At 71.5% G+C, this 14,360-nt stretch carries 16 protein-coding genes; 5 read left to right on the plus strand and 11 right to left on the minus strand.

The genetic code is table 11. From position 1 onward, the window contains the following. Positions 1 to 4: 4 nt before the first annotated feature. From ABZV77_RS14705 to ABZV77_RS14725, 5 genes are all read right to left on the minus strand, one after another. The gene (locus ABZV77_RS14705) at positions 5 to 490 is read right to left on the minus strand and encodes a TrkA C-terminal domain-containing protein (RefSeq protein WP_055569017.1); all 486 of its coding nucleotides are present in this window, start codon (positions 488 to 490) and stop codon (positions 5 to 7) included. Between the two features lie 138 nt (positions 491 to 628). Beyond that, positions 629 to 1,015, minus strand: a complete 387-nt coding sequence (locus ABZV77_RS14710) for a hypothetical protein (RefSeq protein WP_356255524.1) — start codon at positions 1,013 to 1,015, stop codon at positions 629 to 631. 30 nt (positions 1,016 to 1,045) lie between these two features. After that, entirely contained in the window at positions 1,046 to 2,590 is a 1,545-nt protein-coding gene (locus ABZV77_RS14715; RefSeq protein ID WP_356255527.1) for an ATP-dependent DNA ligase, read from the minus strand. Between the two features lie 51 nt (positions 2,591 to 2,641). Then, entirely contained in the window at positions 2,642 to 3,625 is a 984-nt protein-coding gene (locus tag ABZV77_RS14720) for a GNAT family N-acetyltransferase (RefSeq protein ID WP_356255530.1), read from the minus strand. Between the two features lie 67 nt (positions 3,626 to 3,692). Next, positions 3,693 to 5,297 carry a sigma factor gene (locus ABZV77_RS14725; RefSeq protein WP_356255533.1) on the minus strand — a complete coding sequence of 535 codons (1,605 nt, stop codon included), beginning with the start codon at positions 5,295 to 5,297 and terminating at the stop codon, positions 3,693 to 3,695. Between the two features lie 221 nt (positions 5,298 to 5,518). Between ABZV77_RS14725 and ABZV77_RS14730 the strand changes: the two genes are divergently transcribed. Then, positions 5,519 to 5,932, plus strand: a complete 414-nt coding sequence (locus ABZV77_RS14730) for an SsgA family sporulation/cell division regulator (protein ID WP_356255536.1) — start codon at positions 5,519 to 5,521, stop codon at positions 5,930 to 5,932. A gap of 32 nt (positions 5,933 to 5,964) precedes the next feature. Here ABZV77_RS14730 and ABZV77_RS14735 read toward each other — a convergent pair whose 3' ends face one another. The 4 genes from ABZV77_RS14735 to ABZV77_RS14750 form a co-directional block, all read right to left on the minus strand. Beyond that, complete coding sequence (locus ABZV77_RS14735; RefSeq protein ID WP_356255539.1) at positions 5,965 to 6,978, minus strand: Gfo/Idh/MocA family oxidoreductase; 1,014 nt, start codon at positions 6,976 to 6,978, stop codon at positions 5,965 to 5,967. A 43-nt stretch (positions 6,979 to 7,021) separates the two neighbouring features. After that, positions 7,022 to 8,236 (minus strand): serine hydrolase, encoded by a 1,215-nt coding sequence (locus ABZV77_RS14740; RefSeq protein WP_356255542.1) that lies wholly within the window; start codon positions 8,234 to 8,236, stop codon positions 7,022 to 7,024. Positions 8,237 to 8,653: 417 nt separating this feature from the next. Beyond that, entirely contained in the window at positions 8,654 to 9,142 is a 489-nt protein-coding gene (locus ABZV77_RS14745; RefSeq protein ID WP_356255544.1) for a glutathione peroxidase, read from the minus strand. A 133-nt stretch (positions 9,143 to 9,275) separates the two neighbouring features. Then, positions 9,276 to 9,860 (minus strand): hypothetical protein, encoded by a 585-nt coding sequence (locus ABZV77_RS14750; RefSeq protein ID WP_356255547.1) that lies wholly within the window; start codon positions 9,858 to 9,860, stop codon positions 9,276 to 9,278. Positions 9,861 to 10,236: 376 nt separating this feature from the next. On the opposite strand from ABZV77_RS14750, the gene ABZV77_RS14755 reads away from it, so the two are divergent. Continuing rightward, positions 10,237 to 10,407 (plus strand): hypothetical protein, encoded by a 171-nt coding sequence (locus ABZV77_RS14755; RefSeq protein ID WP_356255550.1) that lies wholly within the window; start codon positions 10,237 to 10,239, stop codon positions 10,405 to 10,407. A gap of 141 nt (positions 10,408 to 10,548) precedes the next feature. Here ABZV77_RS14755 and ABZV77_RS14760 read toward each other — a convergent pair whose 3' ends face one another. Further along, on the minus strand, positions 10,549 to 11,361 hold the full coding sequence (locus tag ABZV77_RS14760) for an ABC transporter permease (RefSeq protein WP_356255553.1): 813 nt from the start codon (positions 11,359 to 11,361) through the stop codon (positions 10,549 to 10,551). 120 nt (positions 11,362 to 11,481) lie between these two features. Here ABZV77_RS14760 and ABZV77_RS14765 point away from each other — a divergent pair, with 120 nt between their 5' ends. From ABZV77_RS14765 to ABZV77_RS14775, 3 genes are all read left to right on the plus strand, one after another. After that, positions 11,482 to 12,567, plus strand: coding sequence for an S-(hydroxymethyl)mycothiol dehydrogenase (locus ABZV77_RS14765; protein WP_356255556.1), 1,086 nt, complete (start codon positions 11,482 to 11,484; stop codon positions 12,565 to 12,567). Then, positions 12,567 to 13,223, plus strand: coding sequence for an MBL fold metallo-hydrolase (locus tag ABZV77_RS14770; RefSeq protein WP_356255558.1), 657 nt, complete (start codon positions 12,567 to 12,569; stop codon positions 13,221 to 13,223). Before ABZV77_RS14765 ends, ABZV77_RS14770 begins: the two co-directional genes overlap by 1 nt. Positions 13,224 to 13,369: 146 nt before the next feature. Further along, a complete protein-coding gene (locus tag ABZV77_RS14775; protein ID WP_356255561.1) occupies positions 13,370 to 14,083 on the plus strand; it encodes a DUF2470 domain-containing protein in 714 nt (237 codons plus the stop codon). Here ABZV77_RS14775 and ABZV77_RS14780 read toward each other — a convergent pair. Then, positions 14,048 to 14,335 carry a YkvA family protein gene (locus ABZV77_RS14780; protein ID WP_356255564.1) on the minus strand — a complete coding sequence of 96 codons (288 nt, stop codon included), beginning with the start codon at positions 14,333 to 14,335 and terminating at the stop codon, positions 14,048 to 14,050. The genes ABZV77_RS14775 and ABZV77_RS14780 overlap by 36 nt on opposite strands. Positions 14,336 to 14,360 lie beyond the last annotated feature (25 nt).

Consider the following 14,360-nt stretch of genomic DNA (forward strand, 5'->3'; position numbering starts at 1 on the left):
GCGATCACTCCCGCCCGAGTATCGTCGCGGCGGTCTCGACGCCCTCGCGCGTTCCGATGACGATCAGGGTGTCCCCGCCGGCCAGCCGGAAGTCGGGCGCGGGCGACGGAATGGCATCGGCCCTGCGCAGCACGGCCACGATCGACACGCCGGTCTCGGTCCGCATCCGGGTCTCGCCGAGCAGCCGCCCGTTCCAGTGCGAGGTGGCGGACAGCAGCACGCGCTCGGCGACCAGGCCCAGGTCGGTGGTGTGCAGGAGGGTCGGGCTGTGGTGCGAGGGCATCAGGGCGTCGATGAGCGCGTCGGCCTCGCCCGAACTCAGTCGCGTAGACAGCGCGCACTCGTCCGGGTCGTCGGACCGGTAGGCGCTGAGCGTCCGTGCTCCGTCCCGGTGCGCGACGACCGACAGACGTTGCTGTTCTCGGGTCGTGAGGTCGTACCGGATGCCGATGCCTGGAAGCGGCGTACGGCTGAGTCGTGAGGCGGGCACAGCTTCTCCCCTTGCGTGTTGGATTGATCTCCCCCGGCCCGTCACCCTATCGGGGCCAAGGATTGGCAAAATCCACCCTGGACGTCGAGCGGCCCCACCGGAGTCTCCGGTGGGGCCGCCAAGGGGCAGTGGCCGAGATCAGTCGGTGAGGGTCACGCAGGGGAGCCCCACGCTTTCCCCGCCGCGGAAGCCCTCCGCACAGAGCCGGGTGCCCGCGGGGAAGTGTCGCTGGGGGTACGCCTGGTCCCGGTAGGTCCTGAACTTGTCGACGTCCTCCACCTTCGTGTTGGCGCTCCAGCCGTTCGTGGTCCACACGCGGGCGCTGATGCGGTTCGGCTGGTTGGTGTTGACGACCGACACCTCGACCCGGCCCAGATAGGTGCCGGAGTCGTACGTCTCGATGCAGACGGAGTGGTTGCACCACTTGCCGTCGGCGACCGCCGAGGGCCCGGTGGCGATGAGGCAGCCGAGCGCGGCGGCGATGGTGGCGATCCCTGCGGCGAACTTCTTGGTGATCTCGTGCATGCGTGAATCAACGCGCCACAAGATCATGAGTTACGCCGCGCCGGGACCGTTCCGCAGCACCGTCTCGACCGAGTCCGCCTCCTCGGGGGACTTGTCCTCGCGGTACCGCACGACCCTGGCGAACCGGAGTGTGACGCCCGCCGGGTAGCGCGTGGACTTCTGCAGCCCGTCGTAGGCGATCTCCACGACGAGCTCGGGGCGCACCGTCACGACGTAGCCGCGCTCCTCGACCGCCAGTTCCTGCAGCCGCTCGGTCTGCCAGGCGAGCATGGCATCCGTCATTCCCTTGAAGGTCTTGCCCAGCATGGCGAACGTGCCGTCGGGCCGACGCGCGCCCAGATGCAGGTTGGACAGCTTGCCGGTGCGGCGGCCGTGCCCCCATTCGGCGGCCAGCACCACCAGGTCCAGCGTGTGTACGGGTTTGACCTTCAGCCAGGAGGCGCCCCGGCGGCCCGCGCTGTAGGAGGCATCGAGCCCCTTGAGTACGACTCCTTCGTGGCCGCGCCCCAGCGTCGCCTCGAAGAACTCCTGGGCCTCGCCGCGCAGCCGCTCGTCGTCCGGGTCGGCCACGAGCGCGCGCCGCACCCGCATCGGCTCGGGCACCAGCGCCGCCAGTTCCGCGTGGCGCTCGGTGAACGGCAGGTCGAGCAGGTCCCGCCCGGCCACGGACAGGGCGTCGAAGAAGACGGGGGACAGCGGCAGTCCGGCTGCCGCCGCCGACACGTCGACGCGGGAACCGACGCGCCCCGCGATCTCCTGGAACGGCCGGGGCCGCCCGTCCGCGCCCAGCGCGATGACCTCGCCGTCCAGAATGAAGTGCGTGCCCGCCAGGCCGAGCGCCGCGGCGGTCAGCTCGGGCAGCCGGTCGGTGATGTCGTCCAGGGTGCGGGTGTAGACGCGTACGTCGTCCCCGTCCCGGTGCACCTGCACGCGGATGCCGTCCAGCTTCTCCTCGACCGCGCACGCCCCCAGCTTGTCGATGCCTTCCGCGACGGAGGCGGCGCTGTGCGCGAGCATCGGCAGGATCGGCTGTCCCACGGTCAGCCGGAACTCGTCCAGGGCCGCCGCGCCGTCCGCCAGCAGGGCCTGGGCGACCGGACTCACGGACCCGGCGAGCATCACGGAACGCCGCACGGCGTCCGCCGGAGTCTCCGTGGCCAGCGCAAGCCCTTCCACCGCCACCGCGTCCAGCGCGCCCTGGCGGACCTCGCCGGTCAGCAGCCCGATCAGGAACCCCTGTTCGTCGGCGGTCGCCGCACCCATCAACTCCCCGACGAGACGCTTGCGCTCGGCCTGCGACCCGGCGCCGGACACCGACCCGATCGCGGTGAGCGCCGCATCCACACCGCGCACGGTGAGCGTCGGCTCCGCGGCGGGCGGCACCGCATGCTTGAGCGTGCTCCAGCCGATACCGAGTCGCCCCTGGGGCAGCCGCCCCGACAAATAGGGGATGGCGATCGGTACGTCCTCCGGCTCCGCGGCCCGGAACAACTCGGCGAGCAGACCGATCTTCCGGGACCGCGCCGACGTGGCGGCCACTTCCTTGGACACGTGCGCGAGCCGGGCAAGCAGCATGAGGCCATCCTGCATCGGGGCCGGGCGCGGCGCATGGCCGGACCGGCGCGGTCAGGGCGCGGAAAGGACGAGCCGACGGCCGCTGTTGCGGTAGCCCGCGCGTTCGAAGGCCGCGGCCATCGGCGTGTTCGTGAGATCGGTGTCGGCGCGGATCAGGCGTGCGTCCGTCTCGGCGACGAGGAGTCGTGTGGCCTCGGCCAGGAGGTCGTCCGCGTAGCCGCGCCCGCGGTGCACCGGCAGTACGCCGAGGTAGCCGATCACGGATGCGGTCTGGTTGCGGGACGGGATGACGAAGCCGACCACTTCACCGTCCGGAGTCCGGGCGATCCGCCACCACGACCGCTTCCCGGGCATGTCGTCGCGGTAGAAGGCGACGTCCCCGCGCGCCTGCGCCTCGGCCCCGATCCGGTCGGCCTCCTGCCGTGACGCCGCGTCCAGCGTGTCCGCCAGGACTCCGCGGAACAGCCCGACGAACACCTCGTCGTCGGGCTCGGCGTGGAATTCCAGACGCGCCGACGCCGGTGTCGGCGCCGATGTCGTTGCCGCGGGGAGACCGTCCGATGGAGTCCACTCGTAACGCAGCCGCTCCACCTCCGCGGACAGGCCTGCCCGACAGGCTGCTTCCCGGCGCCAGTCCAGGGCCTCGACCGTCGTGGGACGGTCGCGCCAGTCCACGGGCACGAAAATGTGAAACGCCGGTGGAGCGGTCACGCCCTGCTGTGCGTACTGCCCGTGCGCCGCGGTGAGCAGCGCGGCGGCGATGTCGGCGCGACGCCCGACCGCACCGGCCGAGGCATCGACGAACACCGCGTCGAGCGCGCCGGGCCCGGACGCGTCCGGGCCGCCCCACCAGACGGCGACCGCGAGCGGCACTCCGTCCGCGGAGTCCTCGGCGATCCACGTCCACTCGTGCCGGTACTGCCCGTCTGCGAGCCGGGACCGGTAGGTGTCGGGCGTCAGACCGCAGACGGGGTCGGCGATGAGGAGGGGGAGGAAACGGACGAGGTCCGGGGCGATGACGGGACGTATGCGCATGGCCCCATCCTTGCGCCCATGGCCTGCGCCGGATCAAGGGCTTTCCCAGGTCGAGGGGTGCGGCGGATCAAGGGCTGTGGCAGATGTGGATCGGGCCGATCCAGGGTTCGCAGACGGTCGGCTCGGGGGACGGGGGGTCCGTGGGGGTGGGCTCGACGGGGGTGGGCTCGACCGGGGTCGGGTCGATGGGTGTCGGGTCGACGGGTGTCGGGTCCACGGGGGTGGGCTTGGTTGGTGTTGGTGTTGGTGTTGGTGTTGGTGTTGGTGTTGGTGTTGGTGTTGGTGTCGGGGTGGGGGTGGGGGTGGGGGTCGGTGGGGGCGGCTCGGTCGGTGTGGGGGGTGGGGGAGTGGCCGGATTCTCCGGGGCGGGGGCCGTGGGGGTGTCCGGTGAGGGCTGCTCGGGTGCGGGTCGGCCGGGTGCGGGCCGGTCGGGGGTTCGGGGCTGTTCCGGAGCTTGAGGTTGTGCGGAGGGAGTACGAGGAGGCGGGGGCGCGTCATGTGCGCCGCCACGGTTGCCTGAGGACTCCTCGTGGCCCGCGTCCCCCGCGGGGCCCGAGTCCTCCTTGCCTCCGGTGTCCGGTGCCGCCTGCCACGGCGGTGCCGGTGGCTGCGGCAAGCCGCTCTCCGCCGTCGCGGCCCGCTGCTCCGGCACGGTCGGCCGCTCCGTGCCGCCGAGGACGAGTGCGGCCGCCACCGCGGCCCCCGCCACGGTCGCTCCGATCGCCCCGGCCGCCGCGACGGACACCTTGCCGCCGCCGGTCAGGACGTGCCGCAGCCCGTGCAGCGGCCCGCCGCCGTGGCCCGCTGATCCGGCGGCGGCCGCCGTCCCCGTGGCAGAGCCCGCGGCCAGCGGAACGAGGAACTTGCCCGCACCGCCGAGCACGAAGATCAGCAGAGCGGGACCGGTGAGCGCCGGGAGCCGGTCGTTGGCGCGGCTCAGCAGGGTGAGCCGGGCGCGGCAGTCCGCGCACCCGGCGAGGTGGGACAGGAGCCGTTCGGACTGCCGGGGCGACGCCTCGCCCCGGACATGGCCGGGCATGCGGTCCCAGTGCGTCTCGCAGGAGGGGTTCTCGGGGGTGCCGGGGTGCGCGCGCAGGAAGGCCTGGCGCATGCCTTCGCGGGCCCGGTGCAGCAGTACGGCCGTCGCGCCGCGTCCCGCGCCGATGCGTCGGCCGATCGCTTCCAGGGGCTGGCCCTCGGCCTCGGCCAGCCACAGCGCCTTCACCCACCGCTCGGGCAGCTGCCCGAGGACGCGTGTCAGCAGATCGACGGAGGAGACGCGCGCGGCAGGATCCGGTTCCGCGCCGCTGCCGCCGAAGGGGGAGTCCGCCACGCCCGTGAGCCGGAGGGTCTCGGGGGCCTGCGGGTCGTGCGGCGTCTCCCGGCTACCGGCGCCCCGGCCGACCGCCGCCGCCAGGTGCCGCACGGTCGTCGTCAGATACGCGGGTACGTTCTCGATCTCGTGCCCGGCGGACAGGCGCCGCCACACCCGGAAGTGCGCCTCCGCGACGAGGTCGTCGGCGAGCCAGGCGTTGCCGGTGAGCGAGCGCGCGTAGGCCAACAGGCGTGGCTGCTGTTCCTCGAAGACACGCGTGTACTCGCCTGTGATGGGCACTCGGGCGGCCGGACCGGCGGATATGCCGGAGGGGACGTCGGCAGGGACGTCGGTCATGGCAGGACACTCTCCCGTTCCCACTGTTCCCACTGCGGTGGGTTCGGACGAGTTCGAAACTCTAGGTCACAAATGTCCGAGTGAGGAAAGGCGAGTGGCGTAGGTCACATGGATATCTCGACATGTTGGCGTAATAGCACCCCTTGGTGAGGGGTCATAAGGGCACAGGAGTCCCCGCAGCCGGTTACCGAGCGCTGGAACATCAGAAGTGGAGCACGATCATGACCGTCACCCTCGAGCAGCCCGCCCGTGCCCGTCTCATCACCCCCGAGGGTCGCGAACGCGCTCTGTCCGTCGTCCTGCGCTATGCGGCCGAGGACCCCTTGGCCGTCCAGATGGCGTTCCCCTCACAGGCGTCGCTCGACGGCGCGGAGGTCACCTGGATCTTCGCCCGTCAGCTCTTGGAGGAGGGGCTCGGGGCACCGGCCGGCAGCGGTGACGTGCACATCTGGCCGTGCGGGCGGGCCCGGACGGTCCTGGAGTTCCACTCGCACCAGGGTCTGGCGCTCGTGCAGTTCGACAAGCTCGCGCTGCGCAGGTTCCTGGTGCGGTCGTACGCCGTGGTGCCCGCGGGCGGCGAGGGGCAGGGCCTCGATCTCGACCAGGGACTCTCGCGGCTGCTCGGCGGCGTCTGAGGGACTGCGCTCAGCCGTGCATCGCGGACCGCTCAGCCGTACAGCGCGGGCCGCCCCGCCATCTCCACCACGACGCGCGTGCCGGTGCGCAGCGCGGAGACGCCCGCCTCCGCGACAGCCGCCGCCGCGTACCCGTCCCATGCGCTCGGCCCCGTGACCCGGCCGTCCCGGGCAGCGGCCGCCCACGCCCGTACCTCGCGGTCGTACGCATCGGCGAAGCGCACCAGATAGTCCTGCGCCACGTCCTCGTGCGCCCGGCCCGGCGACCGTACGACCATCGTGTGCGCGTCCCCGATCTGCGCGCTGCCCCGCTCGCAGACCGCCTCGCACCGCACCTCGTAGCCGAATCCGCAGTTGACGAAGACCTCCACGTCGACGACCGCGCCCCCGGACGTCTCGAAGAGCACCAGCTGCGGGTCGAGCAGACCCCGCGGGGCGTCCGCCGACGGCGTCGGCCGTACCACCGTGACCGCGGTGATCTCCTGGCCGAGCAGCCACCGGGCCGCGTCGATCTCATGCGAGACGGAACTGCTGATCAGCATCGAGGACGTGAAGTGCGGGGGAGAGGAGACGTTCCGGTGGCGGCAGTGCAGCAGCAGGGGACGCCCCAGGTCCCCGGAGTCGAGGAGCGATTTCAGCGCCGCGTACTCGGTGTCGTACCGGCGCATGAACCCCACCTGGATCAGCCTGCGCCCGAGGCGGGCCTCCGCCTCGACGACCCTGAGGGCCGCGGCCGAATCGGGGGTCAGCGGCTTCTCGCAGAGCACCGGCAGGCCCCGCGCGCAGGCCGCCAGAATGGCCTCCTCGTGCGCCGCCTCCGGCGAGGCCACCAGGACCGCGTCCACCCCGGGAGCACGCAGCGCGTCCTGCGCCTCCCGGTGGACCGACACTCCCTCGCGCCCCGCCACCGCGGTCTCGGCCCGTGCCGTGTCGGGATCCGCGACCGCCACCACACGGGCCCCGCCCACCGTCTCGCCGATCCGCCGCACGTGGTCGGCGCCCATGTGGCCCGCCCCGAGCACGGCCACCCCCAGCAGCTCACTCACCGGACGACCTCCCCGAATGTCCCCGAATCCGCGCGCCCACGATTCACTCGATGACGCGCCGCGCGTCCCTGCGCCGGGCCACCGTAGCCCTCCGCCGACGGACGGCCAGGACGCACCCCGCGAGCAGCACGCCCGAGCCCGCGACGACCAGCAGCACCGCAGGCCAGTCCGAGTCGCCCGGCTGCACGGCCAGGGCGGTCTGCTCGCCCGCGTGCGCGGGGCTGGCTGCCGGGCGGGTCTCCTTCGGCGGCAGCAGCGATCCCACCGGACGTACCTTTCCGGCCGCCGCGAACCCCCAGTCGAGCAGCGACCTCGCCTCCTCGTACACGGCCCGTCCGCCGCCCGCCTGCGGGTTCATCACCGTCACGACGAGCGTGCGCCCGCCGCGCTGGGCCGCGCTGATGAGGGTGGAGCCCGCATGGGTGGTGTAGCCGTTCTTGACGCCGAGCAGCCCCGGGTAGGGCGTCACGCCGTCAGCGCCGGTCAGCAGCCGGTTGGTGTTCTGGATGGGGTACGACCAGCCGCCCGCAGGGAAGCGCGCGACACGGGTCGAGCAGTACCGGGCGAACTCCGGGTCGGCGAGCCCGGCCTTGCCGAAGACCGCGAGGTCGTACGCCGACGAGACCTGCCCCGCCGCGTCGTAGCCGTCCGGCGACACCACGTGTGTGTCGCGCGCGCCCAGCTCGCGGGCCTTGGCGCGCATCTGCTGGACCGTCTTCTGCAGACCGCCGTTGAGTCCCGCGAGGACGTGCACGGCGTCGTTCCCCGAGCTGAGGAACACGCCCCGCCACAGGTCGGCGACCTGGTAGGCGCGCCCCTCCGCGACGCCCACCATGCTGCTGCCCTCACCGACCTGGTCGAGTTCGTGCTCCGAGACCACGTGCCGCATGTCGGCGTCGAGGCGGGGCAGCGTCGCCAGGGCGAAGAGCGACTTGAGCGTCGAGGCGGGCGGCAGCGGGCGGTGCGCGTTCCGTGCGCCGAGCACTTCGCCCGTATGGGCGTCCGCCACCACCCACGCGAGCGCGGACACCCCGGCGGGCACCGTGGGTGCGCCGGGGCCGGGCCTGACCTGGGTGCCCGCCCGGTCGAGGAGGGTCGAGGAGTAGGCGGGGACCGGCCGCGGGGGCGCGGGTTCGGCCGGGGCCTCGGAGGCCGCGACCGGTGAGGACAGTACCGGTGAGGACAGGAGGACCAGAGCACCGAGGGCGAGGGCCGCGGTGCGTACGGAGAAGGGACGCGAAAGGTACCTGATGACCATTCAGCCACCGTATGAGCGCTGCCCGGAGTCCGCAGATCGGCTTGGCCCGGCTGGAGGTACCGCTGCTCCGTGCGGAGGTCGGGGGAGGCCCTGGTCCGGTCGCCCGTGAAGGTGTCGCCCCGTCACTTTGCTTGCCCTGCACGGCGGCTGGGCTCGGGCGCGCGATGGAGAGTTCCCTGTGCGCCGGGAACGGGTCGCTCGGCCCGCAGCCGTACAGCGGCGCGAGCACGATCCCGAGGGCGGACTCGGCCGCTGTGAGGTTCCCCAGCAGGAACTCGCCGACGAAGGGTGTCAGCAGGAAGAGCGCGACAGCGGGGCCGAGCCGCCGGACGGAAGCCATGCTTCGACGCCAGGCGGCAAGGCCCCGCTCACGAGTCGCCCGAAAGTCGACGACGGGCGGACCGAAGTCGCCGGAGGTCAGGCCGGAAGGTGCTTCTCGACGGCGGCTACGAGCTCGGCGGAGTCGGGCTCGGTCTGCGGCGAGAAGCGCGCGACGACGTTGCCGGACGGGTCCACGAGGAACTTCTCGAAGTTCCACCTGATGTCACCCGTGTGCCCCTCGGCGTCCGCCGTGTCGACGAGGCGCGTGTAGAGCGGGTGCCGGTGCTCGCCGTTGACGTCGACCTTCTCCGTCATCGGGAAGGTCACGCCGTACGTCGCCGAGCAGAACTCGGCGATCTCCTCCGAGGTGCCGGGCTCCTGCCCCATGAACTGGTTGCAGGGCACGCCGACCACGCTGAACCCACGAGCCGCGTACTGCTCGTGAAGCCGCTCAAGCCCCGCGTACTGTGGAGTGAGACCACACTTGGAGGCCACGTTGACGACAAGCACGGCCTTGCCCTCGTACTGACGCAGGTCGGCGGGGCCGCCCTGAAGAGCACCGATTTCTTCTTGGTAGACAGACATGCTCCGGAGCCTACGCCCCACGAGTGGCCTGCTTCATCGTCACCCACACCAACACCCAAGGCACCCGTCCATCCCGGACCGGGCGCCTTCCTCGTGCCGTTGCCGCAGGGCGCTGGTTGGGGGTGTGGTGACCTCAGCGTTCTTCGGGGGGCGAGCCAGCGATGAGCGAGCGTGCGCCTTCCGGTATGGCCAGGAAATTACGGCGCGGAGTAATGCAACGACGCCCTCCGTTCAAGCCGACCGAGGCGCGCAGGAGAACCGGCAGGCCGGGGAGGAGTTCGCGGAATCTGTCGACGGACGGCCATATGGGCATGACCCACTCCCGTGTTTCTCCCGGAGCGAGTAGGTAGTAGCTACCGGTCATGGTGAACCCGAGAGGCATGGTTCCAATGCCCCAGTGCAGCTTGCGCCCGAAATGAGCGTTGGGCCAGCTCACGGCTATAGGTGCGCGGCCGGTGTTGGTGGCCTGAATCATGAGGACGTCGTACGGAAAATCTGTCCGGTCGTACGCGGCATATGTGTCGTAGGGGCGATCGCCGGCAGGGAAAGTGCTCAGGCTGTAGTCATTTCCTTCGGCGAAAGTGGATCGCCCACTCAAGCCCACAGACATGTGGCAGCGAACACGTCCGCTGTTCAGAAAGTGACTGGTGATCTGCCAGCAGACCGAAACGGCCGACAGCGCCAAGCCGACGGCTGCCATGACGAAGGTGCTGTCCACGCCAGCAGCGTAGGCCGGAGAGCCCTGGGCTGGTAGACGCTCTCCTCGATGGCAGTGCCACTGCGGCAGGCAACGGCGGTCAGTTGTTTCAGGTGACGAATCGGTCTCGTCAGGCCCGCCACCAGGCCCAGTTCGTACGCCGGCTTGTGCACATCTGTCGCTGCGGTGCGGATTCCTGCGAGTCCGATCACTGCTGCCACGCCTGCGAGGTCCATGGGACAGCATCCTGACCGGCCACGGGGGATCAAGGAGGGGGCTCGGCCCTTTTCGTCGGCATCGGGCAGGTGCTTCGGCTTTCACGCAATCCCCGCAGCCCGCGGCTTCGAATCCTCCCGCGAGCGTGGTTACGCATCCAGTCACCGCCTTAGGGGGAGTCATGGCGACCATCGCAGACCTGGACGTGACAGAGGAAGAACTGGAGCGGCGCATCCGTGACGGGGAGGCGGCCGAGATGCGGCATCTGCTGCACGACGCGGACGCGGACAGCGTGGTTCCGGCGTTCGTGTGTCTGCGGAAGGGCAGGCGTACGAAGGGGAGGCACGCGTGACCCGTCGAACCGTTCGGCTCACCAAGGAGAAGGGCGTGCGGCGCCGCGCGGAGCTCGGGGCGGACGCAGGGGGCGCAGGGGACGCAGGGGGAGGCGATGATCGGGACCGTGCCGCGGGTGCGTCGCGCAGGGCGGGGCGTGTTACTGCGGCGGCGGCGCGGTTTCTTGAAGGGGCGTAGTGGCGTCTCGGTGCAGCCGCCCGCAGGCGACCAGTTCGACCGTGAGGGCCACGGCGAGCGCCTGGACCGCCATCAGGGCGATCAGGACGAAGAGCTGCACTGCTCCGGCGAGCGCCGGTGACGCGCCGCCCAGGAGCATGCCGACGAAGGCGCCGGGGAGGGTGACCAGGCCCACCGTCCGGGTCTGGTCGAGTCCCGGCAGCAGCGCGTCCGACGCGGCCGGGCGGATCACTTCGAGGCGCGCGTCGCGGTCGGGCAGGCCGAGGGCGATGCCCGCCTCGAACTCGCCGAAACGGGTGCGCAGCTCGTCGAGGGCGCGGCGCCCCGCGAGGACCGTCGCGGTGAGCGCCCCGCCGATGAGGATGCCGGTCACGGGAATCATGGCGATGCCCCGCACGGGGAGCAGGCCCGCGAGGACCAGTCCGGCGACCACGGGGACGACGGGTCCCGCGACGGGCAGCGCCGCCCACCACCACGTGGAGTTCGGGGTGATGCGACGGCCCGCGGTGCGGGTGGCCACGGCGAACATGAGGAGGAGGAAGGCGTAGAGGGCGGCCGTGTGGTGCACGACCCAGGCGATCACCAGGGAAGCCGCCGCCAGCTGGACCGTGGCGCGCACCCCGGCGACCACGATCTCCCGGGCCCTGCCGCGCGAGCCGTCGGGGGCGAGCCGGAAGACGGCCGCCGTCGTCGCGGCGGCCAGCAGCAGCACGAGCAGGGCGACGGCGAGCGCCGTGTTGACCGGCAGCAGGGCCTGGGCGGCGAGGGTGCGCACGGGCACACCCTAGATCCCGGGACGCGTGGACCCGGAAAGGAGCGGAGGGAGTGCTGTGTCGGGGCGCCCGACCTGTAACGATGTGGGAGTAAGACGTGTAGAGATAGAAGGGCTGAAGTCATGGCGCAGCAGGTGCAGGGCGTGATCGCACGCGCGAAGGGCGAGCCGGTGCGGATCGAGACGATCACCGTCCCGGATCCGGGCCCGGGGGAAGCCGTGGTGAAGATCCAGGCGTGCGGGGTCTGTCACACGGACCTGCACTACCGCGAGGGCGGCATCAACGACGACTTCCCGTTCCTGCTCGGGCACGAGGCGGCGGGCCTCGTGGAGTCGGTCGGCGAGGGCGTCACCGAGGTCGCGGTCGGCGACTTCGTGATCCTCAACTGGCGCGCGGTGTGCGGGCAGTGCCGTGCGTGTCAGCGCGGCCGCCCCCAGTACTGCTTCGACACGCACAACGCGAAGCAGAAGATGACCCTGGCCGACGGCACCGAGCTCTCGCCCGCGCTCGGTATCGGCGCCTTCGCCGAGAAGACCCTCGTCGCCGCCGGGCAGTGCACCAAGGTCGACCCGGCCGCCTCGCCCGCCGCGGCCGGACTCCTCGGCTGCGGCGTGATGGCGGGCATCGGCGCCGCCATCAACACCGGCAACGTGGGCCGGGGCGACTCGGTCGCGGTCATCGGCTGCGGCGGCGTCGGCAACGCCGCGGTCGTGGGCGCCCGCCTTGCGGGAGCCTCCCGGATCATCGCCGTGGACATCGACGACAAGAAGCTGGAGACGGCGAAGGGGCTTGGTGCCACGCACACGGTCAACTCCCGCTCCGTCGACCCCATCGAGGCGGTGCGCGAGCTGACCGGCGGCAACGGAGCCGACGTCGTCATCGAGGCGGTCGGCCGCCCGGAGACGTACGAGCAGGCCTTCTACGCCCGCGACCTGGCGGGCACGGTCGTCCTGGTCGGAGTGCCGACGCCGGAGATGAAGATCGAGCTGCCGCTGCTCGACGTCTTCGGGCGCGGCGGTGCCCTCAAGTCGAGCTGGTACGGCGACTGCCTGCCGTCCCGCGACTTCCCGATGCTCATCGACCTGTACCAGCAGGGGCGCCTTGACCTGGACGCGTTCGTCACGGAGACCATCGCCCTGGAGGACGTGGAGAAGGCCTTCGAGCGCATGCACCACGGTGACGTCCTCCGTTCGGTGGTGATGTTCTGATGGCGGCCGAAGCTGCTGCGGGCGCGTCCGGCGCGCGGATCGACCATCTCGTCACGTCGGGGACCTTCTCCCTGGACGGCGGCACCTGGGAGGTCGACAACAACGTGTGGATCGTGGGTGACGACAGCGAGTGCGTCGTCATCGATGCCGCGCACGACGCGGACGCCATCGCGACCGCGGTGGGCGAGCGGCGTCTGGTCGCGATCGTCTGTACGCACGCGCACGACGACCACATCGACGCGGCCCCGGCGCTCGCGGCCCGCTCGGGCGCGCCGATCCTGCTGCACCCGGCCGACACGGAGCTGTGGAAGCAGACCCATCCCGACCGGGCCCCGGACGGTGAGCTGTCCGACGGGCAGGAACTCACCGTGGCGGGCACGGTCCTGAAGGTGCTGCACACGCCGGGCCACTGCCACGGCGCGGTCAGTCTGTACGCGCCCGCCCTCGGCACGGTCTTCACGGGCGACACGCTGTTCGCCGGTGGTCCGGGTGCCACGGGCCGTTCCTTCAGCGACTTCCCGACGATCGTGGAGTCCATCAAGGAGCGGCTGCTGACGCTGCCGTCCGAGACGGTGGTGCGCACCGGGCACGGCGACAGCAGCACGGTCGGCGCCGAGGCGCCGCACCTGGAGGAGTGGATCGCCCGAGGGCACTGACGCCGGGCTTCGTTCGACGCCCGTTTCCGCCGCTCGACGTACATCTCTCGGCCCCGCGTGGTTCGCCGCGCGGGGCCGAGACGCGTACTGGCCCTGTTCAGCAATCTTCGATAAGTTAGGCAAGGCTTACCTAATGGAGGTTGAGGATGGGTGTCCGTCACAGCAGCACAACCGTGCCCACAGCGGCGGCACGCGCGCGTTCCGTGCTCGCCACCGCGTGGTCCTGCGCGGTGACCACGGAGATCGGCAGGGACGAACTCGTGGGCGCGCACACCGTGACCGAGGACGGCAGGATCCTCCTGTCGCCGCCGGACGACAGCGCGCTCGCCGCCGCCCTCATCTGTGCGCCGCGCGGCGAGCCGTCCACCCTGGTCGAGTTCGCCGATGTCTCACCGGTGCCGATGCGGGACCGGATCCGCGCACGGCTCTGGCTCTCCGGGGCGCTGGGGTACGACGGCGAGCACCTCGTCTTCGAGCCGACGTGCGCCGTGCTGCACGACTCCAACGGGGAGCGTCAGGGGGTGGAGCTCGACGAATTCTCCCTGACCGTGCCCGATCTGCTCGCCGAGGCGGAGTCGCGCCTGCTCACCCATCTCGCCGACGCCCACCCGGACGCCGTCGAGCAACTCACCCGCCTCATCAGCCCCGACAGTCTGCAGGGTGTGGTGCGGGTCCGCCCGCTCGCCATCGACCGGCACGGGATCTCCCTGCGCCTCGAACGCGCCCGCGGTCAGGCGGACGTCCGCCTCCCGTTCCACCAGATGGTCGAGGACGTCACACAGGTGACGGAGTGCATGCACGCCCTCCTGATGAAGGCCCGCCTCTCAACCACGCGGCGCGGACGGCCCGTCGGAGGCTGACCGCAGGGACCGCAGCGCCAGCAGCAGCACCCCGATGTCATCGAGGTAGACGGGGTCCGGCACCAGGTCGGTGGGCAGCACGAGATAGACGACCGCGGCCCAGAAGACCCACTGCCGCTCCACGGGGAGCCCGGCTCTGAGCAGGGCGCGGCGGGTCCGGACCAGGCGTATGAGCAGGGCGACCGCGACGGCGAGGGTCGCGGCGACCAGAACGGCGGCGACGACGAGGAGGACGGTCAGGTCCGTGCTCATACCCCCGTACGTTAATCAAGTTGAG

The sequence above is a fragment of the Streptomyces sp. NPDC004732 genome, from assembly GCF_040609235.1.
GTDB lineage: Bacteria > Actinomycetota > Actinomycetes > Streptomycetales > Streptomycetaceae > Streptomyces.